The organism is Gimesia benthica (assembly GCF_009720525.1).
Classification (GTDB): domain Bacteria; phylum Planctomycetota; class Planctomycetia; order Planctomycetales; family Planctomycetaceae; genus Gimesia; species Gimesia benthica.
Window position 1 is genome coordinate 7133531 of sequence record NZ_CP043930.1, and the last position, 23758, is coordinate 7157288.

18 protein-coding genes are annotated in these 23758 nt (G+C 54.3%); 7 read left to right on the plus strand and 11 right to left on the minus strand.

Annotated features, from left to right (window positions below; all coding sequences use genetic code 11):
* Window positions 1-150: 150 nt before the first annotated feature.
* Complete coding sequence (locus F1728_RS27955) at window positions 151-1320, plus strand: polysaccharide lyase 6 family protein (RefSeq protein WP_155366753.1); 1170 nt, start codon at window positions 151-153, stop codon at window positions 1318-1320.
* Window positions 1321-1632: 312 nt separating this feature from the next.
* On the opposite strand, the gene F1728_RS27960 is transcribed toward F1728_RS27955, so the two are convergent.
* On the minus strand, window positions 1633-3486 hold the full coding sequence (locus tag F1728_RS27960; protein ID WP_155366754.1) for a glycerophosphodiester phosphodiesterase family protein: 1854 nt from the start codon (window positions 3484-3486) through the stop codon (window positions 1633-1635).
* 357 nt (window positions 3487-3843) lie between these two features.
* On the opposite strand from F1728_RS27960, the gene F1728_RS27965 reads away from it, so the two are divergent.
* Entirely contained in the window at window positions 3844-4107 is a 264-nt protein-coding gene (locus F1728_RS27965) for a hypothetical protein (protein ID WP_155366755.1), read from the plus strand.
* Between the two features lie 24 nt (window positions 4108-4131).
* On the opposite strand, the gene F1728_RS27970 is transcribed toward F1728_RS27965, so the two are convergent.
* Window positions 4132-4410, minus strand: a complete 279-nt coding sequence (locus F1728_RS27970) for a hypothetical protein (RefSeq protein ID WP_155366756.1) — start codon at window positions 4408-4410, stop codon at window positions 4132-4134.
* A gap of 242 nt (window positions 4411-4652) precedes the next feature.
* Here F1728_RS27970 and F1728_RS27975 point away from each other — a divergent pair, with 242 nt between their 5' ends.
* Both F1728_RS27975 and F1728_RS27980 read left to right on the plus strand, forming a co-directional pair.
* The gene (locus F1728_RS27975) at window positions 4653-5315 is read left to right on the plus strand and encodes a hypothetical protein (RefSeq protein ID WP_155366757.1); all 663 of its coding nucleotides are present in this window, start codon (window positions 4653-4655) and stop codon (window positions 5313-5315) included.
* A 559-nt stretch (window positions 5316-5874) separates the two neighbouring features.
* Complete coding sequence (locus tag F1728_RS27980; protein ID WP_155366758.1) at window positions 5875-7065, plus strand: BaiN/RdsA family NAD(P)/FAD-dependent oxidoreductase; 1191 nt, start codon at window positions 5875-5877, stop codon at window positions 7063-7065.
* A gap of 338 nt (window positions 7066-7403) precedes the next feature.
* Here the strand turns inward: F1728_RS27980 and F1728_RS27985 are convergent, their stop codons facing one another.
* The 3 genes from F1728_RS27985 to yidD form a co-directional block, all read right to left on the minus strand.
* Window positions 7404-7970 (minus strand): hypothetical protein, encoded by a 567-nt coding sequence (locus F1728_RS27985; protein ID WP_155366759.1) that lies wholly within the window; start codon window positions 7968-7970, stop codon window positions 7404-7406.
* Between the two features lie 284 nt (window positions 7971-8254).
* Complete coding sequence (locus F1728_RS27990; protein ID WP_155366760.1) at window positions 8255-8443, minus strand: hypothetical protein; 189 nt, start codon at window positions 8441-8443, stop codon at window positions 8255-8257.
* Window positions 8444-8462: 19 nt separating this feature from the next.
* On the minus strand, window positions 8463-8807 hold the full coding sequence (gene yidD / locus F1728_RS32790; protein ID WP_390642857.1) for a membrane protein insertion efficiency factor YidD: 345 nt from the start codon (window positions 8805-8807) through the stop codon (window positions 8463-8465).
* A gap of 271 nt (window positions 8808-9078) precedes the next feature.
* Between yidD and F1728_RS28000 the strand changes: the two genes are divergently transcribed.
* On the plus strand, window positions 9079-11358 hold the full coding sequence (locus tag F1728_RS28000; RefSeq protein WP_194242564.1) for a WD40 repeat domain-containing protein: 2280 nt from the start codon (window positions 9079-9081) through the stop codon (window positions 11356-11358).
* Window positions 11359-11481: 123 nt separating this feature from the next.
* Here F1728_RS28000 and F1728_RS28005 read toward each other — a convergent pair whose 3' ends face one another.
* From F1728_RS28005 to F1728_RS28025, 5 genes are all read right to left on the minus strand, one after another.
* The gene (locus tag F1728_RS28005) at window positions 11482-12069 is read right to left on the minus strand and encodes a hypothetical protein (RefSeq protein WP_155366762.1); all 588 of its coding nucleotides are present in this window, start codon (window positions 12067-12069) and stop codon (window positions 11482-11484) included.
* A gap of 143 nt (window positions 12070-12212) precedes the next feature.
* Window positions 12213-13151 (minus strand): hypothetical protein, encoded by a 939-nt coding sequence (locus tag F1728_RS28010; RefSeq protein ID WP_155366763.1) that lies wholly within the window; start codon window positions 13149-13151, stop codon window positions 12213-12215.
* A gap of 242 nt (window positions 13152-13393) precedes the next feature.
* Window positions 13394-14845 carry a DUF1501 domain-containing protein gene (locus tag F1728_RS28015; protein ID WP_155366764.1) on the minus strand — a complete coding sequence of 484 codons (1452 nt, stop codon included), beginning with the start codon at window positions 14843-14845 and terminating at the stop codon, window positions 13394-13396.
* A 4-nt stretch (window positions 14846-14849) separates the two neighbouring features.
* Window positions 14850-18362: a DUF1553 domain-containing protein gene (locus tag F1728_RS28020; RefSeq protein ID WP_228030380.1), complete on the minus strand. Its 3513-nt coding sequence runs from the start codon at window positions 18360-18362 to the stop codon at window positions 14850-14852.
* A gap of 320 nt (window positions 18363-18682) precedes the next feature.
* Complete coding sequence (locus F1728_RS28025) at window positions 18683-18976, minus strand: hypothetical protein (RefSeq protein WP_155366765.1); 294 nt, start codon at window positions 18974-18976, stop codon at window positions 18683-18685.
* 217 nt (window positions 18977-19193) lie between these two features.
* Here F1728_RS28025 and bshB1 point away from each other — a divergent pair, with 217 nt between their 5' ends.
* Window positions 19194-19901 carry a bacillithiol biosynthesis deacetylase BshB1 gene (bshB1, locus tag F1728_RS28030; protein WP_149345078.1) on the plus strand — a complete coding sequence of 236 codons (708 nt, stop codon included), beginning with the start codon at window positions 19194-19196 and terminating at the stop codon, window positions 19899-19901.
* A gap of 302 nt (window positions 19902-20203) precedes the next feature.
* Entirely contained in the window at window positions 20204-21661 is a 1458-nt protein-coding gene (locus F1728_RS28035) for a Gfo/Idh/MocA family protein (RefSeq protein WP_155366766.1), read from the plus strand.
* Window positions 21662-21724: 63 nt separating this feature from the next.
* Here the strand turns inward: F1728_RS28035 and F1728_RS28040 are convergent, their stop codons facing one another.
* Entirely contained in the window at window positions 21725-23527 is a 1803-nt protein-coding gene (locus F1728_RS28040) for a cation:proton antiporter (protein ID WP_155366767.1), read from the minus strand.
* Between the last annotated feature and the right edge of the window lie 231 nt (window positions 23528-23758).

Sequence of the window (23758 nt, forward strand, 5' to 3'; positions counted from 1 at the left end):
AAATCATCAACGATGATTTGGAGTACAGCCTCGTAGAACACACGCGAAAACCAATACTGAAATAGTATCTGGCCACCAGTTTCATCCAGCGTCTATAATAATATAACAGCGATTCACAACCACTCACCACCGGGAAACGAAAATAACCCCATGCTGACACAATACTGTGTACCACCGTCTCAATTCATCAGAGCCGCCCTCGTGACACTCTGCCTCCTGACCAGCTCCACTCTGATTCAAGCTGCAGACTTCCGCGTCGCCACTCCCGCTGAGCTGGACTCCGCCAGAAAATCCGCCCACCCGGGAGATGTCATCACCCTCGTCGGCAAAGACTGGCACGATGTCCGTCTGAAACTCAAACTCAAGGGCACGCCGGAGCAGCCGATCACCGTGCGTTCTGAAGTCGCGTTCACGGGGGCCTCCTCGTTGAATCTTAACGGCGAACACGTCATCCTTAACGGTATGACCTTCCGCGACGGGAGACTGGAGACCGGTCACGTCATCCTGATTCGCGGCGCACACAACAGGGTCACCCGCTGCACCATCGAAGCCTATAACCCCGATAAGATCGACTCCCGCTATCAGTGGCTCAGCCTCGACGGGCATCATCACCGCGTCGATCACTGTCGATTCGCCGGCCAGAACCATTCGGGAACTACGCTGGTTGTCTGGCTGGATGAAGAGGGCGAAGTTGGCCGGCACCGCATTGAACGCAATCACTTCCTCAACCGCGCACGCGGGAACGGCAACGGATTCGAAACCCTCCGCATCGGCACCAGTGAAACTTCATTGAAATCGGCCCAGTGTGTCGTCTCAGAAAATCTGTTCGAAAACTGCGATGGCGAAATCGAACTCATTTCCAATAAGTCATGCGATAATATTTACGAACGCAATACCGTCATCGGCTGTGCCGGTGCACTGACGCTGCGGCACGGCAACAACTGCATCGTCCGCGATAACCTCATCCTGGGTAACGGCGACCGCCATTCCGGCGGCATCCGCGTCATCGGTGAAGGGCACCAGATTAGCGGGAATCACATCGAAGGAGTCGGCGACCGGATCGACGGTGCGATCGCTTTGAGTGCCGGTGTCGAGAATCCGAAACTGAATCAGCACGCCCAGGTCCGGAATGTACTCATCGAAAACAACACGCTGATCGACAATGCCGGTAAGGACATCGTCCGTGGCCACGGTCTGGGCAGTCGCTACCGTACGCTGCTCCCGGAAAATATCACCGTCAAAAACACCCGCCACTCCGGCAAGCCCACCATGAAACAACTCAAAGCCACAGACGTCGGCCCTGATGCCCAACAGAAGTAGGAGCATCCACCATGGCCGAGGGGCTGCTGTTACTCTTTTTTTCATGGCTTCAACAGCAGAAAAGCCAAATTAGCCGCAGGGCATTAGCCCCGGTTGAAACGACTTTGGTAAAAACTTTCAGGTCACGAAACACGAGCTCGCCATTGGTTCTGGAGTTCGCGTCAACCATTAATACCGGCGGCTAGCGCCTTGCCGCTCACAGAAACGGGTGGGCCCGAATAAAATTGGGGCCGAGCGCAGCGAGCAGGAAACTGACGGTATGAAATTCCTGAATAATCATCTTCACAATAGCGGTTTGACATCATCCAGACCTCACTGCTCCAGCTCTGCCTGCGGTTGTTGAAACAGCAGCGCCACCTCCACCAGCAGCCGTTCTGCAGGGGTGAGCGACTCCCGTTCCTGGATCACCTGCTTCGCCACCGCGGGGACGTTCGTCAGCAATCCATCCACGCCCCGGTTCATCATCTGCGACATCATGGCCGGGTCATCGACCGTCCACACAAAGACCTCTTTCCCCGCTGCATGCGCCCGCTTCACAAAATTCCGTGAGGAGAAGTTTGCGTTCACGGCCAGAAAGTCCGCTTTAATCTCTTTCAGGTTGCCTGCATAGACGGAGAGCAGGACACCGCACTTCCAGTCCGGTCGCAGGGCTTTGGTCTTCGCCACCCCCTCCGGCTTGAGCGACATGATCATCACCTGCTCGGCCATACCCGCTGCTTCGACAACGTCTACCACCCGCTGCTCCAACTGCTCATCGTGGCCGTAATATTTCAGCTCAATAATCACGCCCACCTTGTCTTTGCACAACTGCAGCACGTCGGATAACAGAGGCACCCGTTCTGCGTTGAATTTCGGATCCTGCCAGCTGCCGATGTCGATGCCTGCCAGGTCAGCCTGTTTCGCATCCCAGACCTTAAGCGGATTACGTGACAGTTTCATGAAATCGCTATCGTGAATCACGACCACTTTGCCGTCCGCCGATTCCTGCACGTCCAGCTCAATCCAGTCGGCACCCTCGTCAATCGCAGCCTGAAATGCGGCTATGGAATTTTCGGGAGCCGCTTTGGAGGCACCTCGATGTGCCATCACCTGTGTTTCAGTTTCGAGATTCAGCGAACGCTCCAGCGACACATATCCGATCAAAGCCGCCAGCAGAAAACCCGCGACCCCCACTGCGGCCAGGCGGGACGGGGTCAAAAGCGGTTTTTCGCGCTGCTTCACTTCCAACTGGCTGGCCTCGATCGCGGCACTGGCGGCGGAATGCATGCGCAGATAACCATGAAATAACAGACCCGCGAAGGCAATCGTCGCAAACAGGTTCAGAATCAGGCTGCTCGCCGACAGGATAAACAGCATCAGCCCCACCCGCGTGGCCAGCATCAGCAGGGAGCCGACCGTTGTGGGAATCAGGAACCGCCCCGCGAGACCCACGAGCGCAACCAGCACCAGATTCAGAATCAACACACAGATCACCCAGGTCACCAGCCAGATCAGGATCGGACGACGTTGACCGGACACCAGCTGTTGACTGGCCTGCAGACCCTGGGCGGGAGGCGTCTGCTCGAACAGAATCAGGGGCAGCGCCAGGAACCAGCCGGAATAGAGTCGAAACAGGATCACAGCCAGAATCAGCACCAGTACGACACCGATGCCGACGGCGACTTGGAATTCGGTCGGACGTTCTTTGAGATAAAAATTGATATCGTATTCACCCAGCAGACCGAAATAGACAGCCCCGGCAATCAGCAGAAATGGCACCAGGCTGAGCAGCGTCCAGCCGATCATTTTCGCGGTTACTTTCAGTACGTCGGCCGCGTGTCCTGCGGCAAACCGCAGGGAATCAAGCATTCCCAGCTGCTGCCCCCGATGTCGGGCCGCCAGGATGGCCAGCAGCGACGCCTGTTCCAGCGCGACGATACTCAGCCAGACCGCACCCAGAATAATTGCACACAGCCAGCCGAAAGGACCGGCAAAGAACAGCGCGATATCCACGTCGGTCAACACACTTTGACCTGCGATCGCCAGCAGGAAATGAAACAAACCCGCCAGTAACGGCGTCAAAATCACAAACGCCAGCAGTTTATAGAGCAGATCGGTCGCAACCAGTGGACGCCAGGCGGCACCCAGGCTGCCTGCGATCTGACGGATGAAAGGTGAGAGAGACATGTCTGCTTCCTGTTCTGGTTCAGGCAGAGATTCAATCCGTCGACGAAAAATGCTCAGTCAGTCCGTTGCTGCGCGCGAGGCGAATCCTATCTTACCGCAGTTCACCTTAGAAAATCCAAACAACATGGAAATGGTTGCCGAAAAAACAAAAAAACAACGAGACCTCCCGACCGCAGAGTACGTTCTTGCAAATGGCCCTATACGCCCTACATCCGGCTCTTTACCCGGGTGTGCAGGCGGTCACAGTTTCTTCAGGTCACCTGCAGAATGGCTTTCTGTGTCGACGGTCTCCTGATACAGTATACGGGTAGAGGGTGTCCGGACTTGAATACCAGCGATCGCGCAGGGAGAAATATCATGGATGACAACTGGGATGAAACTGACGATGATCCAACAGAATATCTGCCCGAGGTCACCGACCTCATGCACCGGCTCTTAAACTCCCATCGCAAATCGCCCGACGAAGCCGACTTTCAACGCTTCCCGGGCATTCCCCTCGAAGCCCTGGACGAGGCCTACCGGGATCTCAGCACACTCGGCCTGATGGAATATACCGACGAACTGGTCACCATCGGCGACCATCAACGGCGCAAACTTCGCCTGACCCGGGAAGGACTGTGAGATCTCCCTTCAGTCAAAGCTCACCTACTGCTTTCCACTGCGAAGCGTGTAGACGCAACTGTTACATTGAGCGACTTGAGTGTATGTCAGATGAAACGCCAGCCAGTCCGAATTCAGGTCACACGGAAGTCCGGTGTAAGTCGCATGGGGGAATTTACAACTGAGATAATCCCTGTCATTGAGCCCATAGCTACCGATTGCAGATCGCTTTGACAGGGAATCCGCTTCGTCGTCGAGGGGATTCCAGTTGTCGAGAATCCGTACATCGAGTTCGACCACATTATTGGAGCGAAAGATCAGCATTTCCTCGTACAGGACGCAGAAGAATATACCCCCGCGTGTAGATCGGAAGTCGCCAGTGGTCCACTGGTATATTCAGCGTCGAGGGTAATCTGAGAGAGCGGGTTAACGGCCATAGGGAACTCTGCTGTAAAGGTGCGAAGTCTGGTTTCCTCTTTCTGTTGAGACAAACATAGGCAAACACAGGTTCGGCTGCTATCATACCCGCGACATCAGATCCCCCCCGTCATGAAGGCTCACTGCCCATGTTTCGCAACCTCATCGACAAAATCAAAAGCCTGACAGACGACGGACGTGAACCCTTCGATCCGGCAACACTCGATGATCCCGTCGCCCTCCGCACCGACTGGTCCCCACTCAAAGGGGGCGGAGCGAACTTCTGCACGCGGAAACTGGTGCAGGTCTCCCCCCTGCGTTACGAATTCCGTGCGGCAGCGGGCGCCATCTGCTTCTACCTGATCTTCTTCGGACTCGGGGCGGCCGCCCTGGTTTTCTCGATTTCTCAAATCATCAGCAGCGGAAAAATCATCGCACCGGAGATTCTCATTCCAGGCGGCGTCGGTCTCGTCTTCGCCATCATCGGCGGCTTGATGCTCTACTTCGGCACCCTGCCGGTGGTCTTCGACAAGCAGCACAACTGTTTCTGGAGAGGCAGAATCCCCGACGACGAACTGATCTACGCCACCGCGAACGAACAGCTGATGCCCTTCCAGGAAATCCATGCGATCCAGTTGATCAAAGAATATATCCGCAGCAAAAACAGTTCGTATCACAGCTACGAAATGAATCTCATCTCCCGCGACGGCGTCCGCACCAACGTCGTCGATCACGGCAACCTCGATAAAATACAAGAAGACGCCCAAACCCTCGCCGAGTTCCTGGAAGTCCCGATCTGGAATGGAATCTAAACGGAGATTCACGCATTTCCCGCTCCACCCAAATAACGGCATCGCCCCAGCCACCGGTTCAAACAGCATTCTCCCTTCCCTACGCAGTAATAGAAATTAGCCGCAGGGCATTAGCCCCGGTTGAAAGCCCCAACAAACAGAGCACGCGACAAAAATCATACACGGTCCAGCCACAACAGTCGTAGGGACCGTCCCATGTATCGGCCCGCCTGGCAGAAAGCGAATTAGAGTAAACGTGAAATGGTCCAATAAAACTCACCCGAAAAAGAGGGTGGGATCGAATGCAATTCGATCCGAGCGCAGCGAGCGGGAGGTCGCAGCTGCCGCGATCAAGATATAGAATAACCACCAACTTAATGGAATACCCGGGTATGGAATGTCTGTTCCGTATCGCACGTCTCGCAAAACAACGATTCACCATGAATGCCGGAAACAGCAAAGCCGCACGAGTGAAATCGACGGGATGAACTGCTAGACTCTCTGTCTTCAGTTGATGGTAAAACCAGAAAACGCTGGTCAAAGCGTGCGATATCACCCGGTTGAGTAGAGGCGAGGAACATTGAAAGTCATTGTGATCGGCGGCGGTGCAGCCGGATTCTTCGGGGCAATCGCGGCTGCGGAAAACGGTCACCAGGTGACGATCCTCGAAGCCGCCTCCTCCGTCCTGGCGAAAGTCCGCATCTCGGGTGGCGGTCGTTGTAACGTAACGCACAGCTGCTTCGAACCCCGCGACCTGGTCAAGAGCTATCCCCGCGGCGGAAAAGCACTCCGCGGTCCCTTCACCCGCTTTCAACCGGCAGATACGATCGAGTGGTTTGAGTCGCGCGGCGTCGCCACCAAAACCGAAGCCGACGGCCGCATGTTTCCCACCACCGATGATTCCGCCACCATAGTCAACTGCCTGATGACCGCAGCGGAAAACGCGGGCGTCGTGATTCGTCTGCGTGCCAATGTTGCCGCGATCGAACATCACGAATCCAGTTTTACCGTCACACTGCAGACGGGCGAATCAATCAACGCGGATCGCATCCTCATGACAACCGGCGGCAGTCGCGCCGGCTTTGAATTAAGCGGTCGCCTCGGTCACACAATCGTGCCCCCGGTCCCGTCGCTGTTTACGTTCAAAGTCAACGATCCGCGCATCAAAGACCTGCCCGGCGTCGCGGTGGAACAGGTCGAGTGTCAACTGGTTACCAGTACGAAAACATTTACCCAGTCGGGACCAATCCTCGTCACACACTGGGGCCTCAGCGGACCGGCGGTATTGAAACTTTCTGCCTGGGCAGCCCGCGAACTCTTTGAGGCCAATTACAACGCCTTGCTCCGCATCAACTGGCTGGCAGGAACGAGTGCCGACCAGGCACGCGAACAGTTAAACGCTTTCAAGTCAGCGCAGTCGAAGAAAAACATCGACGCAGCCAGTCCCTGGCAGTTCCCCAGACGGCTATGGAAGTCGCTCGTCGATCACAGCCTGGTGCGCTGGGCCGAACTTTCCAAAAACGGATCGCAGGCCCTCGTCAAAGAACTGACAGCCGGCGAATTCCAGGTCACGGGCAAAGGCGTCTTCAAAGAAGAATTCGTGACCTGCGGCGGCATCGACCTGAACGAAGTCGATTTCCGCACGATGGAGAGCCGCCTCTACCCCGGCCTCTATTTCGCCGGTGAAATCCTCAACATCGACGGTATCACAGGCGGCTTCAACTTCCAGAACGCCTGGACCACAGCCTGGATCGCCGGCAATGCGATGTGAAAAAGAAGAAGACCGGCCGACAGGGCTATCGATAGGCCACACTATCAAACCCACAAAAGCCAGCAACCCCTGGCAGCAGGGCCTTAGCCCCGGTTGAAAGCCCCAACAAACAGGACACGCAACAAACATCAAACCACATCAGTCGTAGGGGCCGACCCAAGTGTCGGCCCGCCTGGCAGAGAACGAAAAAGAGTAAACGTGAAATGGGCCAATAAAACTCACCCAAGAAAGAGGGTGGGATCGAATGCAATTCGATCCGAGCGCAGCGACCAGGAGGTCGCAGCTGCCGCGTTCGAAACTGGGTAAAAGCCACCAACTTCACACCCCACCTGAAACCATCACATATCAACGTCGGACAGCCTCTGTTTCATTTTCCGTTTCAGCAGGAAAACAGCAACAATCAATCCGACCAGTCCTCCGGCGTAACCGGCATTATGAATCGTACCCACGATCGCAAATCGTTTGAGCGTGGTTCCGGAAAACTGTCTTTCAAAACCCAGGAATTCCTGAGCATCAAAGACATAGTAATTCAGGTATCCCGCGACGCCACCCAGAATGCCGGCACCCATGGCACAACAGGCGATGATCGCGAACCCCTGCAGAATATCGCGGCGGGCCGTTTGTAAATCATCACTGTTGAAACTCATCCGCGCGAGAAACCAGCCGGAAAATAAGCCCACCCACCAGGTCGCGAGGAAGCCGATGATGCCCACATACAGCCGCTCAGGCAAATGAAAATCCGCATAACGAAACTGGTGGAATTTGAAATCGGTGAAATATTCCCGCGAGATCGTATAGCTGATCTGATCATGCAGCATCCCATAGAATCCGCCCAGTAGCGCCCCAAACCACAGGTACGGCAGAATTCTACGCACGTTTCTGACTCGGGGAACAATCCAGTTCATTTCAGTTCTCGATAGGGGACACAGTTGGCTTGCTCCTCTATAATGAAATCAAAGCCCTTCACCACAGCACGGAGAGTGGATCCGGGCACAACAGTCGTAGGGGCCGACCCATGTGTCGGCCCGCCTGGAGAGAAACAAATTTAGATCAAATGCGCCATGGGGCCTGACAAGCCCTGTTCCCTGCATGGCATTGATTTGAATCTATAGATCTTACTGAAATAAAGAACGACAGATCGCCGCCTGATCTGATAATTCGGGAAAAGTATTTGCTTGGTATTTGGATGCTATTCCTTAACATAGATCGCAAAGTAAGTAGTAGTAGCAGTACCTATTCCCAGACAACCGGGTTGCTGTGCCTCAAAAACCGAGTGGAGTTTGTATCCAACTTTGGCGCGTTTTGTGAATTGGTCAGCCAGATCCTTGATATCTTTGTTCGAAAATCGACCACCAATAGGTTCAATGCGATATTCCATTTCTACTCTCCAGTAGTTCTTAAGGTAGATCGACTCCACCATTTCCAGGACGACAACGAAGTAATCTCCTGATGGTTAGCACCATTCCTTTAATCATGCCTTTTTTTCTAAATGCTAATTCCGCATAGTGTGAGCAACTTGGCTCAAAGACACATCGACTGCCAATTTTTGGTGATATGTATTTGCGGTACCAGCGAAGAGATTTGATAGCAAGAAAAAGACGTAAGGGACGACGAGGAATGCTCATCGCTTGAATCGAAGTATCACTCTCTGTAGTTCCTTTCAGTATCCGTTCTATCGTCGGGATGTGAATCGGGTTCACATCACATTCATAGCTGTCTCCCTGAATCTCGATTCTCTTCATGATATTGAATTGACTGGGTTATTGATTGCGTGCGTTTACAAGTTGATAGTACGCAACAAAACACCTATGCTACACTCTATTTGGCAGGTGTTCAATTGGGAAGTGTGTAAATCTGGTGAGTGTCAATGGGCTGAATAAATAATTGGTGCGCAATAAAGTTAAGCACCAAACACGAAGGAACTTTTCACGGTTTGTGAGACGAACTGAAGTTCCCCACAAATAGTAGGCTCTCTCAAAAGAGGATCTTTTTACTTTAGAAATGGTTTCACCAATGGCTGGCTTTAAACATCTATCTACAGCGAATGTAGCTGATAAGTTCATCGGAATATGCTTACTCTTCATCTGTGGGCTTTTGTTCTCTTGCGGCAAAGTAAATCACCCTGTAGATCCGCCAGAAGACACTGTATCACAAGAAAAACTTACTGGCAGCGAGAATCTAGACCTGAAAACTCCCCAGTCACTGCCCGCCGAAAATCAATCTCCGAAATATGATGCCAATCAGCCTGAGTATTTAAACCCCGATTGGATCGAATACCAACTCAATCAAGTTGGCATTGATCGATTGATTGAGGAATACAATAAAGAATCCGACCCGAACACCCAAACTATCAGGGCCGCCCTGAATCTTTCAAAACATATTTTGCGCGACCATCCCGAGGCATTGAGAGAACAACTTCAAGCCAGGTTGTTGAACCGATCGGAGCCCGTTTTTAAACCATTTCAGAGTCTACCGCACGATCAAGTTCAGCTCCGTTCCGAATGGCCCACTTTCAATCAACCCGATGGCCCTTTAATGTGGACTCTTGCAGGACACCAGAGATCAATCAATTGTGTGGCGATAACGCCTGATGGGAAACAAGCCATTTCGGGTGCAGATGACGATACGTTGAAAGTATGGGATCTCAAGAATGGTGAGCTGGTCCGAACTCTCAAAGGACATTCCAGCTGGACTAATTGTGTCGCGATTATCTCAGATGGAAAACAGATTATTTCAGGCTCAGACGATGAAACGCTGAAGGTGTGGGATCTCGCTACTGGAAAGCTACTCAAAACCTTTGAAGGACATACTGGTGCAGTGAATGCCGTGGCAGTGACTCCAGATGGAAAGCAAGCTGTTTCCGCATCAAACGATAGAACATTAAAAGTATGGGATATTCAAAGTGGAGAACTGCTCCGAACACTTAAAGGACATTCAAGTCTGGTGAATTTTATAAAAATAACGCCAAATGGTAAACAGGCCATTTCTGGTTCGTTTGATGAAACAATAAAAGTGTGGGACCTCAACAGTGGAAAAGAACTCCGCACAATCAATATTCTCAGTTTTCGCGTAGCGGTGACATCAGATGGAAGCCTGGCTGTTTCCAGTCCACAGGAAAATACGCTGGAAGTGTGGGATCTCAAGAGCGGAAAGCTACTTAAAACACTTGAGGGACATACGGGGCCGGTCAGTTGTTTGACAGTGACTCCAGATGGGAACCGAGTTATTTCAGGTTCGCTGGACACAACGTTGCAAGTATGGGATCTAAACAGTGGAAAGCAACTCCAGACACTTGAAGGACATGCGCATCATATTAAGTGTCTGGTGGTGACACCAGATGGTAACCAGGTAGTTTCAGGTTCAACCGATGATACGCTGAAGGTGTGGAATCTGACAAAAGGAAAGATGCCCTGGACACCAAACGGCCATTCTAAGGTTGTGAATTGTCTCGCCATCACTCCTGATAGCAGTCAGTTTATTTCAGGTTCAGGGGATACAACATTAAAAGTGTGGGATCTAAGTGACGGAGAACTTCTCCAAACTCTTATAGGCCATGAACAAGAAGTTTTTTGCGTAGCGATTATGCCCGATGGAAAGCAAGCCATTTCCGGTGCATTTGATAAAACACTGAAATTCTGGGACTTATCCAACGGAACACTTCTACAAACTCTGAAAGGACATGCACACTCGGTAAGATGCGTAGCAATCACACCCAATGGGAAAAAAGCCGTCTCAGGTTCGATTGACAAAACGCTAAAAGTGTGGGATCTGGCAAATGGAGAGATGCTTCAGTCACTCGAAGGCCATAACGACTCTGTTCTTTGCGTAGCGATGATGCCCGATGGAAAGCAGGCCATTTCAGGTTCATGGGACACAAGCCTGAAAATCTGGGATCTGGCCAGCGGGAAATTATTCGGATCTCTCGAAGGGCATACTGGTGTGGTCAACTGTGTGGCTTTGACTCCAAACGGAAATCAGTGCATTTCTGGTTCATACGATAGTACGCTAAAAGTGTGGGACCTAGCCAGCAGGAAGCCACTTCAAACGCTCAAGGGGCATACTGAAGCGATCAATTGCGTGGCGATAATGCCCGACGGGAAGCATGCGATTTCCGGTTCGAATGATAAGTCGATAAAGATGTGGGACCTCACGAGCGGAAAGGCGATTGCAACATACTGGTTCGATGATATTGTGAATAGTATTTCGATCAGTCAAAGTGGCGATACTTTAATGGTTGGTGATCAATCTGGTCGAGTCCACAAGTTGAAAGTACTGATGTCTGCAAAGTACTGATGTCTGCAAAGTACTGATAAATAAGGGGGTAGGCCTGATCCTTGGAAATGGTCCTGCATGGCAACAAGATCCGGTTGCTCCGCGTGTGGTTTCCAGCACGATCTATCGGGGTAGCACAACCACCTACGGCAGCGGAACATCATCAAACACCAGTTCGCGGCGTTTTTTTGCATCGCCGAAGGTAAAACGCAGCACCACCGTTTCCGCAGGCTGGAACTTGCCGGACAGGGTGAAGGAGTAGACCTTGGACTGCTGCTCATTCAGATCCTGGGGCAATCCGACGGGGAAGGTGGCGGCGGGCAGCTGCGGAGAATTACAATCCATTTCGGTGATGCCATTGCTGCGACTTCCGATGACGCGACCGTTCGCTTCAATTCTGACTTTGCCGACCAGCGGTTTGCCATCTGTCGTTTCTGCGCTGAAGCCCCACGTTTCGTCTTTGTCGGTGCGTTTTTCGATGACCGCGACGACGCGCATCCAGGGCACCGCGTTGTTGCCGGGAGGGCGGCCGCCCTCGTCAATCAGCGCTTGCGAATCAACAAAAGCAATCCCTTTTGTGATGCCCAGCAGCGAAACGCGATAGTCCTTGTTTTGCTGCACGGATTCGAACGTGTCAATCTCGGATTTTCGCGTCTCTTCTTTGGCATGCGTAAATACGGAAGCCGCACCTGCGGCAACCGCGACAATAACTAAGGTGAGGCGTCGATTCATCGTCGGTCTCCTTTACGAGTCTGCTGCGGTTGAATTGAGCGGCAGGACTGGGAGAATAAAAGGGGCGAGTCTCATTGAATAAGGTGATCTGCCTTATTTGACTCGTCTTTGCTGATTGTTTAGGGGCTGCTCCCTTTACTGACTTATAAGCCTATTATGGCATCTCGTCCACGCAGTTGCATGTCTTCGATATGGCGAGCCCGAATTGCCTCAAAACTGAAATCTTGGACTATTGTATCAATCACCGTGTCTGCCCACTTGCGGTAACGTGCCATATCAGGATGTCCATTCAGAAGTCGATTTTGTATGACGGTACCAGTGACCTGAAATACAGAGTGCCCAACTTGAGAGTTGTCATCAGGTGATATGAATGAATCATATTCTCCAATTCCGATAGAACTACCTCCTTTCTGAATTTGAATCGTCAGAGTTATATACCGATTTCTGAACTCGATCGAACGCGAGTGCTCAGTCTCTTCATTGAGCCGATAAGTGGTATGCGGTGGTAGAAAATATTGTTGAAATGTGTTTGGTTGAAAGGCTTGTTGGTCCTCATCAAATTCCACATCAAACCCAAACGAGTCGTACAGCTCATTGAGGGTTACTTTTGTTCCTGTTCTCGATCCGCCTCTGCTTTGAATGTTTGTAAAGCCGGGCCCCTTCAGTCGCACAATCTCGCTGTCCCAACCACCACTAAAAGCGGACAATGATTTCGATAGAATTGCATAAGTTATTGCGGGAAAGTAAAGATCAGCACCATATGAGATATCTATATGAGAGTCATCTGGAGTTCGGGCGGGGATAGTAGCTGACTGAGTGAAGATCGTTAGTTCAGTGCGATATGGAAGCCGTAGTAGAATCGGTCGATAGTCTCTTCTACCGTAGAACGTAGCAACGCTAATCTCTTCACTGCGAGATTCAACTTTGTTTGAGATTGCCTCTTTGGCAGTGAAGCCGATTGCTCCTACAAACATGGCTGTGAAAAATGTCAGAACAACACGATCTGATGCGCGATTAAACCACGTGTAACAGGAAATACCAAGAATTATAAAAACCGCAAGGGCAATGAATGATATTTTCATCAATGTATCCTATGGGGACTTAACCTGTGGTCTCTCCCATTGAGTAATTTGTTTCGTGCCCTTACATCAATGCGATGAAACAGTACCTTCTGATTATGTTGTTCTTTAATCACCCATGAGTGACTTTTGTGTGCATTTTACTGAAAAAGTATACGAGCACAGAGAACAAACGGCGATTGAAACTGGATGGATCATCGAAAATGAAAAAAATAAGTTCTATCAATCCAACGCTACCAAATCGCTCAAGCCAGTACCCCTTCCAGTAAATGATCCTCATCCGCCGGGCCGATCAGCCGCTGATCCAACCCCTGGTACGGCACCTTCAGCTTGCGGGCGTCGAGCCCCGTCAGATGCAGAATCGTTGACTGCAGATCGCGGACGCTGGCTTTCTTTTCGGTGACGAAGTAGCCGAGTTCGTCGGTTTCGCCGTAGGAGACGCCGCCTTTGATGCCGCCGCCGGCCATCCAGATGGTGTAGCAGTGCGGGTGGTGGTCGCGGCCCAGGAAGGTGGAGCCGTTGCGGGCTTCGTTCATCGAGGTGCGGCCGAATTCGCCGCTCCAGACGATCAGCGTTTCATCCAATAGACCCCGCTGCTTGAGGTCGGTAATCAACGCGTACAGCGGGCGGTCGATGTCTTTGGCCTTGTTCGGCACCGCGGTGATCAGGTCGTTCCCCTTGCTTGTGCCGTGCATGTCCCAGCCGTAGTCGAACAGCTGGATGAACCGCACGCCCCGTTCCACCATTCGGCGGGCCAATAGGCAGTTGTTCGCGAACGAAGGCGCACCGCCGGTCGTGCCGTAGAGTTCGTGCGTCGCTTTGGTTTCGCTGGTCAGATCGACGGCTTCGGGAACCGACATCTGCATACGGAACGCGAGCTCGTACTGGTTGATGCGGGTCAGCGTTTCCGGGTTACCGAACTGCTTGAGCTCGAATTCATTCAGCTTCTTCAGCGCATCCAGGCTCCGCCGACGGACCTCCCGGTTGATCCCTTTCGGGTTCGAGACGTACAGAATCGGGTCGCCGCTGGTCCGGCACTGCACCCCCTGGTAGACGGACGGCAGAAAGCCGCTGCCCCACAGGCTCTTCCCGCCACTCGGGTCGCTGCCGCCGCTGAGCAGCACCATGAACCCGGGCAGGTTTTTGTTTTCCGAACCGAGACCGTAGGTGATCCACGACCCCATCGAGGCCCCGCCGAATCGGGGGGCTCCGGTATACAGGAACAGCTGGGCGGGCGCGTGGTTGAACTGATCGGTGTGCATCGACTTGATGACGGCCACGTCGTCGGCGACCTTCTGGAAGTTCGGCAGCAGCTCGCTCATCCAGGTGCCGCCTTCGCCGTACTGTTTGAATTTGTACGGCGTTCCCAGCATCTTGGGATGTCCCTTGATGAACGCGAAGCCGCGGCCTTTCAGGAACGAATCGGGGCAGGGCTGCATGTTACGTTTGACCAGCTCCGGCTTATAGTCAAACAGTTCCTGCTGCGGAGGCGAACCGGCCATGTGCAGGAAGATCACATGTTTGGCTTTCGCGGGCAGGCGGAACGGCGGCGCTTCCGGCTGTTCCGGTTTATTGGCGGCGGCACGGTTGTTCTCCGCGAGCATCGCTCCCAGGGCGATCGAACCGATGCCGGTTGACCCCTGGGCGAGAAAGTGGCGGCGGGTTACCGCCTGCAGTTGCTGTTGTTTCAAATTCATCGGTCTATCCTTTCGTGAGAACGCCATCCATGTTGAGCAGCACGTTGGCGATCACGGTCCAGGCTGCGAGTTCTGCGGGGTTGTATTTTTCAGGCAGCGGATGCAGCGGATTCTCCAGGAGCTGTTTCGCTTCCTCGGGATGCGCTGCATAGTAGGCCTTTTCAGATTCATAAAGTTCGAGCAGCGGCTGCACCTGCTCGGGTTGCGGCGGACGGAGCAGACAGAGCTGGAGCCCATACTCGATGCGGGACTCCGTTGTCGTTCCCCCTTCCTCATACAGTCGTCGAGCCAGGGCCTGCGAGATTTCGATAAAGACGGGATCGTTCATCGTAATCATCGCCTGCAGCGGCGTATTGGTATTGATGCGACGGATCGTACAGATCTCCCGACTGGGGGCGTCGAAGGTTGCCATCGAAGGGTAGGGGACCGTACGTCGCCAGAAGGTATACAGACCCCGGCGGTAACGATCCTTGTCTTTGCTGGTGGCCCAGGTCCGCTGACCGTTGAACGCAGCCCGCCAGATCCCCTCGGGTTGCACCGGATAGACGGACGGCCCGCCGACCTGCTTCGTCAACAGACCACTGACGGCCAGTGCCTGGTCACGGATCATCTCCGCCGACAGACGGAACCGCGGTCCGCGGGAGAGCAGCCGGTTCTTGGGATCTTTCTGAATGTGAATCGGCTCTGTCGTCGATGCCTGCCGATAGGTGTTGGACATCACGATGGTTTTCAGCAGGGCTTTCATGTCCCAGCCGTTCTCTACGAATTCGGTGGCCAGCCAGTCCAGCAGTTGCGGATGACTGGGGAGCTCGCCCTGGGTACCGAAGTCTTCTTCGGTGACGACCAGTCCCGCCCCAAACAGCTGCGACCAGTAACGGTTCACAGCGACTCGCGCGGTCAGCGGATTAGCTGGATCGGTGAGCCACTTTGCGACTGCGATGCGGTTGTTGGGTGTCTCTTTCGGAGCCGGGTTGAACGAACTCAGCAGCGCCGGTTCGACCAGGTCGCCCGGCTGCAGGAAACTGCCCCGCACCATGATGTGTGTTTTCCGCTGCTTGTCGGCCGGCAACTCTTCCATGATGGGCAGCTGCGGATATTTCGGTTTTGCTTTCTGCAGTTTGGCGATCTCGTCCCGCGTCGGTTTGAGCAGTGGTGCGACGCCGCGGTAATACGCGGCCAGCTTGTCGCGCTGCGCCGGCGTACGGGCTTCGGAGAGGGTATCGACAATCGCCAGAATGTCATCGGGTACCTTGAGCCGGGGCTCGAGCTGGGAATCATTCGTGAACGACAGCCGGAAGTGTCCCAGGGCGTACTGGGGATCTTTGTAATTGTGTGACAGCGTGACGATCAACCGCTGTTTGCCTGTCGGCTGCGCGGTTCCGTGATCGGGAAAGAAGTAGGCCGAGTTCTCCTTACCAAACTGAGGAGCGATACCCCAGCCGGTTTTGCTGCCGCTTTTGGGATCCAGCGTTGCACTCACCGGGAAGCCGGACTGCGAGTGAGAAGCGAGGGCCCGCTTGAGGGGAATCACCCGCCGATCCGAAACGGACAGCGTGGTACTGGGGTTCGGTGCTTTCGCGACGATGGTCTGCCAGACCACCTTGCGGTCTTTATCGAGCAGGCTGACTTTGAAGTTCGCCAGCCGATCGCCCGAGCCATCGGTGCGGTTCCAGATCTGAATGCGTTCGACGGGCGTCTCTGAATTGAGGTCGAGCTCCCACCAGGGTTGGACTTCCTGGTTCGTGTGAGTCGTAGACTTCGCGTTGAAGAAGTGGCCGTCGGTGTTACCATCGATGGCGAGTTTCGCGGGCGCGGAGTGGCTGGTACTCGACTGTGTGGCGACTCCCTGGCCGGCGATGTTCTTGTCTCCCTGGAAGACCTGCACCTCGGCCAGCGAGAGAATCTGTTTCGCCTTCCCCTGCTGTTCAATCCGCAGGAATTGACCTTGCGCGGGGGCATCTTTGTTTTTACCTTTGATCGGCTGCATTTCGACTTTGATATTTGAGAGGACGAAGTTCCCGTCTTTGGCCCGTCCGGGACCGCTGGCCGCCAGACTCTTGTCCGGCAGCACTTCGAGCCGCAGCGCTTTGAAGGCGGGGGCATCGATCTCGGTTTCGATCGTGTAGTTTTCGTTCGCCGCGGGACCGGAGGCCAGAATCGAACCGTCGTCCAGAATCGCGAACTGCGTCGTCTTCGCTGTTGAAGTCACGCTGGTCGGTTTCAATGTCTGCCAGTCGGGCTTCGCATGCAGCGTGCTTTCCCACTTCTGCTGTGCCGCTGCGAGTTCCTTGGTGGGGGTTTTGAGTTTCTGATTCAGCGTCGCGATTTGGGTTTCGATACGTTTGGTCTGTTGCAGCATCTCAGGCGTGGGAGCCGCGATGGTGGGCTCATCGGTCGGCTTGTCGGTATCCGCGGTCTGATTGAAGATCGCGTAGAGCTGATAGTATTCCTTCTGCGTGATCGGATCGTATTTATGCGTGTGACATTTCGCACAACCCATGGTGAGCCCCATCCAGACCTGGATCGTGGTATCGACGCGGTCCCGCACGGCGGCGACGCGGAATTCTTCGTCGTCGGTGCCCCCTTCGGTGTTGGTCATCGTGTTACGATGGAAGGCGGTTGCGACTTTCTGTTCGAGTGTCGGATTGGGGAGCATGTCGCCGGCCAGCTGTTCGAGGGTGAACTGATCGAAGGGCATGTTCTGATTGAAGGCATTGATCACCCAGTCGCGGTAACGCCAGATCTCCATTCGCAGCGGATCGGAGCCGTAGCCTTTTGAGTCGGCGTAGCGGGCCAGGTCGAGCCACTTGCGGGCCCAGCGCTCGCCGTAAGCGGGATCGCTTAAAAACCGGTCGACCAGTTTTTCGTAGGCATCGGGAGATTTGTCATTCACGAACTGTTCGACTTCGTCCAGCGTCGGAGGCAGCCCCCGCAGATCGAAGCTCAGGCGACGAATCAGCGTGTAGCGGTCGGCTGCGGGGCTCGGTTTGAGTCCCGCGTGTTCCAGCTTCGCGAGGATGAAGCGATCAATGGCATTCGCAGGCCAGTCCTGCTGTTTGACTTCGGGGAGTGCAGGACGCTGAGGTGGAATAAACGACCAGTGCCGGGCATAGGGGGCCCCCTGTTCGATCCAGGCTTTAATCTTCGCGATCTGGGCGTCGGTCAGTTTCTCACCCACGTCGGGAGGCGGCATGACCGTGTATTCATCGTCGGAAGTGATCCGCTTGAAGAGTTCGCTCTTCGCGGCGTCTTCGGGAACGATCGCATGGGCGTCGCTTTCGAGTTTCATGACCGCGGAAGCGCGTTCATCCAGTCGCAGGCCGGCTTCGCGGGTTTCAGGATCGGGACCGTGACAGTGGAAGCAGTTCTTGGAGAGGATCGGTCGGATATCCCGATTGAAATCGATCTCGGGTGTGTTGGGCTTGGATGATGGATCCGCAGGGGGGCGGCACTCGCAGCGTGCGCGCTGAGCAAGAGGATTCCTGCCAGAGAAATGGTTCTCAGGTAGAGATTCCACATGGGTATGCACCTTCAGGTAGGATTTGCGGTGCCGTCGTACCCGGGGAGAGCGTCTCACAGAATGAGCGCAGGTAGAGAGAATGGTACAACAAACAGCGCGGGTTCAGGTTTGGTGATACCAGTCCGTCTGTCGATATGTAGACTGACGGTAGCCGACGGTTCTGAAGCGTACGGCAGGTAAGTTAATTCACTCCAGACAAGACGAAAACGCCCTGCCTGTATTAACTTAATATAATTAATGGATCGAGCAGATGCAAGAAAAAGTATCGCCCCGTATCAGGGGAGACAGCGGCCCCCGGCTGCCTCCGACCGGTGGGATCAATCGATTCCCAGGTTCCGTTCGATACTGCGTGCTTTGGAACTCATCACGTATTTCTGCCACCAGGGGTCCGGATCGTATTCACGGGGACGGTCGCCGCGGGCTTCTTCACCCACATAGCCCCACTGGTCGACTTCATCTTCGCCGCTCCAGTCGGAATCGAAAGGCTTGGGTTTGAAGGCACGCATGGTTTCGTGTTGCAGTTCTGAGATAGGCTTCATCACCTGTGCGCAGCCGCTGGTGAAGAGAAACACCGGGCCACAGGCGATGAACGCCAGGACAAAGGATTTCATGAGAGGATCCTCCATACAATCATCGTCGGCAGGGACAGCGCGTGCCTCGACCGTTATGATTGATGGTCTACAATAGTAATGATGTGGAATTGTGAGTGGGACGGGGGTCCCATTGAGAGAGAGTGCGAGGGATTTTAAGGATTTCGGTTTTCAAGTCTAGCCTGATTTTCGTGAGTCCGGTCCGGAGCCGTTTGAGTCTGTTATTTAAGGAGTATTCGTGGGTTCTCAATTAGATGTACTGGTCGTCGCCCCGCATCCCGATGATGCGGAAATCAGCGTGGGAGGCACTATTCTGGCCTGCAAAGCCGCGGGACAGCGTGTGGGAGTTGTGGAGTTAACCAATGGTGAGCCAACGCCTTACGGCAGTCCCGAGATCCGGGCGAAAGAGACCGCAGCCTCGACGGAGGTCCTGCAACTGGACTGGCGGGAGAATCTGCAACTGCCGAACCGGAGTCTGGAATCGAGTCTGACTGCCCGCAGACAACTGGCCGAAATCTTTCGTGAACAGCAGCCGAAAGTGATTCTCGCCCCCTATTGGGAAGACGTGCATCCCGACCACGTGGCCGCCAGCCATCTGGTGGATGCCGCCCGATTCTGGTCGAAGCTCAGCAAGACTGATATGTCGGGCGAACGCTATTGGCCGCCCCAGATCTATTATTTCTGGAGCATTCACCTGCGGATTCATCCCAAGCCGAGCTTCGTGTTTGATATTTCGCCGCATATCGAGCAGAAAATGCAGGCGGTTCGCTGCTATGAAAGCCAGATGATCCAGGGGCGTTCCGAAGAGCATCCGACGGTGCTGGATGACATCAAGGATCGGGCCCGTTACTGGGGCTGGACCATTCATCGCGCCTATGGTGAACCCTTTGCCAGTCGTGAAGAGATCGGAATTCAAAGTTTTCTACCATTGTCGGCGGCGAAATGAACGTAAGCATTCATAGTTGCGCGGATTCTCCCGGCTGGGGAATCCGCAGGTTTCCAGCGAGGAAATCACCCTGAATCGGGGCGGTTTTTCGGTTCAACCTTGAATGTTCGTCCTTTCATCGGTTAGACTTTGCTAAACAGAATTTACAAAATTCCGGAATGACGGCACCTGAACTGGCTGTGGTCGAGTACCCAGGAACGGTTTGACTGTGTGCTGCATCACCTGGCTGTCTGTTGTTCCACCCCGCCTGAGCGTGCACAGTGCCACCTACCTTCTGACACTAAATGAGGAGAAAAAAGAAGATGTCTCAACAATCTCGTCGCGAATTCCTGGAAAAATCGATGTTTGCTGCCGCTGGCGCAGCAGCTCTGAGCACTTCGATTCCTCAGCTCTCTGCAGCCGAGTCGCAGTCCAGCAGCCCCAACGAAAAACTGCGTGTCGCCCTGCTGGGTGTCAATGGCCGTGGTCAGTCTCACCTCAGCGCTTTCGCCGGTCGTAAAGACACCGAAATCGTCGCCATTGTCGATCCCGATGAAAGCGTGGGGATGACCAAAGGTGTGGGTAACGTCTACAAAAAGACAAATAAAAAACCAACTTACTACAAAGACCTGCGGAAAGCCTTCGACGATCAGGATATCGATATCGTCAGCATCGCGACTCCCAACCACTGGCACGCTCTGGGAGCGATCTGGGCGATCCAGGCTGGTAAAGACGTTTACTGTGAAAAGCCGGTCAGCCACAACGTGAGCGAAGGTCGTCGGATTGTGGAAGCGGCCCGTAAGCACAACAAGATCGTCCAGACTGGTACTCAGTGCCGTTCACAACCTGGTCTGATCGATGCGATTGAATTCGTAAAAGCCGGCGGCATCGGCGAAGTCAAACTGGCTCGCGGTACCTGCTACAAGCGTCGTAAATCAATCGGTCCTAAAGGGAACTACGATGTACCGGCCAGCGTTGACTACGATCTGTGGCTCGGACCTGCACCGATGGCACCACTGACACGTCAGCGTTTCCACTACGACTGGCACTGGCAGACACCAACCGGTAACGGCGACCTGGGTAACCAGGGGATTCACCAGATGGACGTAGCCCGCTGGGGTCTCGGCGTTGATAACGTCGGCGACAGCGTTCAGGCTTACGGCGGACGACTGGGTTACACCGATGCCGGTAACGTAGCCAACACTCAGGTCAGCATCCACCAGTTCGGCGACAAGCGTCTGGTCTTCGAAGTACGTGGTCTGGAAACCGAACCTTATCGTGGTGCCAAAGTAGGGGTGATCTTCTACGGTACCGACGGCTACGTTGTGATTCCAAGCTACAACAGTGCTTCTGCCTTCGACAACGACGGCAAGCTGATCAAGAAGTTCTCGGGTTCTGCCGATCACTTCGCCAACTTTGTGGATGCTGTTCGCAGCCGCAAGATCAGCGATCTGAACGCCGACATCGAAGAAGGTCACATCTCCAGTGCCCTGTGTCACCTGGGTAACATTTCCTACGAAATGGGCAATACCATGCCTGTGAAGGAAGTTGCCGGTGAGTTCAAGGGTGATAGCGAAGCCCTGGAAACTCTGGGCCGCTTCCGCGAGCACCTGGGCAACAACAAGCTCGATACTGATGACACCATCGTCAGCATGGGCCCCAAACTGACCATCGACAGCAAGTCGGAAACCTTCACCGGTGGACAGGCTTCTGCAGCGAATCCGAAACTGACTCGTGAATATCGTAAGCCGTTCGTGGTTCCCACAACTGCTGAACTGTAAGAGTCTGTTTCAATCTGAAACGATCATGACCAGGCCTCCTTCGATAACGAAGGGGGCCTTTTTTTATACCTGTTCGGAGGACTGTCCCGACTCTGGTTTCTGATTCGACTTCAACAGCTGCTGCAGCAGTAGGGGGGAATCCAGAATGTGTTTCGCCAGACACTCGCCCACGTGTTCTTCTTCATCAACAATCACATCCGCTCCCGCCGCCAGGAGCTGCCAGTGGTGCAGGTGATAGCGGCAGCGAACATAAAGTGCCGTCGAAGGGGCCATTTGACGAACCAGAAAAATTACCTGGCGGCAAACCGTGGGGCTGGGCAGAGTCGTAATCACCAGGCGGGAGCGATACAGGCCCGCATGTTCCAGCACTTCGATCTGAGTCGCATCGCCTAGCTGGGAACGGAGACCGTACTGTTCTGCCATCCGCAGGTTCTCGTGGTTGAGATCAACGACCACAATCTTTTTCAGACCGACCTGCAGCAGTTCGCCGGCGACCCGCTGGCCGGCGGGACCGAATCCCAGGATGAGAACCAGATCATCATCGGTCTCCCGGCTGGATTCCAGATCCGTAATATCAATATGCGGGGAGTGTGATTCGTTTTTAGCCGGTTTTCGGCCCCACAGTTGGCGGAGCAGATTCGCGGCGACCGGTGCCAGCTGAATCAGGTAGGGAGTCAGCAGCAGCGTGGCGATCGTCGATGAAATGATCAGGCGGAATGTGGTTTCCGAGAGAATCCCCGGTGCGTCCACTGTGCCCCGCGCCACGGTGGCCAGTACGAAGGAGAATTCCCCGACCTGGGCCAGACAGAGACCGGTTCCTAGGGCGAACTGCCAGGGCTGACCGCAGAACCAGGCTGCGCCGAAGGTGATCAACAGCTTGCCCGTAATGATCGCCGCAACGACAGCGAGGACGAGTCCCAGGTGTTGGACGGCCCAGTTCAGGTCACCAAACATGCCGACGGCAGAGAAGAACAGGGTGACGAGCACGGTTTTCAGTGGCTGGACATCGGCGCGAATTTGCGTGGCAAACGGGGAAATCGCCAGCAACACACCCGCGACGAACGCACCCAGCGCAGGGCTGAGTCCGAGTCGATGCGCGGCCCAGGCAGAGCCCGCCGCCATCACCATCGCCAGCAGAATCGGGAAATCACGGTTCCGTCTGAGAGATGACAGTTCCAGCAGTCGGGGTAGAATGAAATTGAACAGTCCATAAAACACAGCCACAAAGACAACCGCCAGTAGGAATGAGATCGAGAGCTGAATCGCGATCTCTCCCGCCGATCCTTTGCCGACCAGCGCGGTGATGATCAGCATCAGCGGAATGACCGCCATGTCCTGGACCAGTAGAATTCCCAACGCGGTGCGACCGTGAGGGGCATCGAGTTCGGCCCGGTCATTGAGCATGCGCACAACACACGCGGTACTGCTGAGGGCGATCATCGCTCCGATCGCGAGGGCCTCGGGAAAGGAAAAACTCAAAAGCAGCGAGACGGACAGTCCTCCGAGCAGGGTGAGAATGATCTGCAGGATGCCGGCGACCAGCGGGATGCGTCCCAGTCGCTTGAGTCGCGGTAGCGAAAATTCTAGACCGATGGCAAACAGCAGCAGAGCCACCCCCAGTTCCGCGAGGTCAAAAATGCTCTGTCGATCCGCGACCCAGCCTAAAAGGTTGGGGCCGACGAGGGTCCCCGCGGCGATGTAACCCAGAATGGCGCTCTGTCTGAGCTGTTCGGCCAGGGTTCCCAGCACAATGGCCGTTGCCAGCAGGATGAGAATATCTGCCAGGGAATGCCACATCGTCCCTTCTGTGGCAGCCAGTAGATGAAAAGATTGAGTGGGGAAAACTCCAAAGTCGAACAAGGTCATCGCTGCAAAATCCTTTATGGCGGGTTGAATCTGTGGGGATCATATACGAGTCATAACGGGGAGGGAAGATCGGGCAGGCATGGATTGGCTGAGTAAAACGCAATGAGTTTCCCGGACAGGGGGAATCCCTCGGAAATCGAGTGAATGTCTCTGAAAACAGTGTCAGATCGACGGACGCTGGCTATAATCGTGTTCCAGTCGGGATACTGCTTTCAGTTTTAGTATGGATGC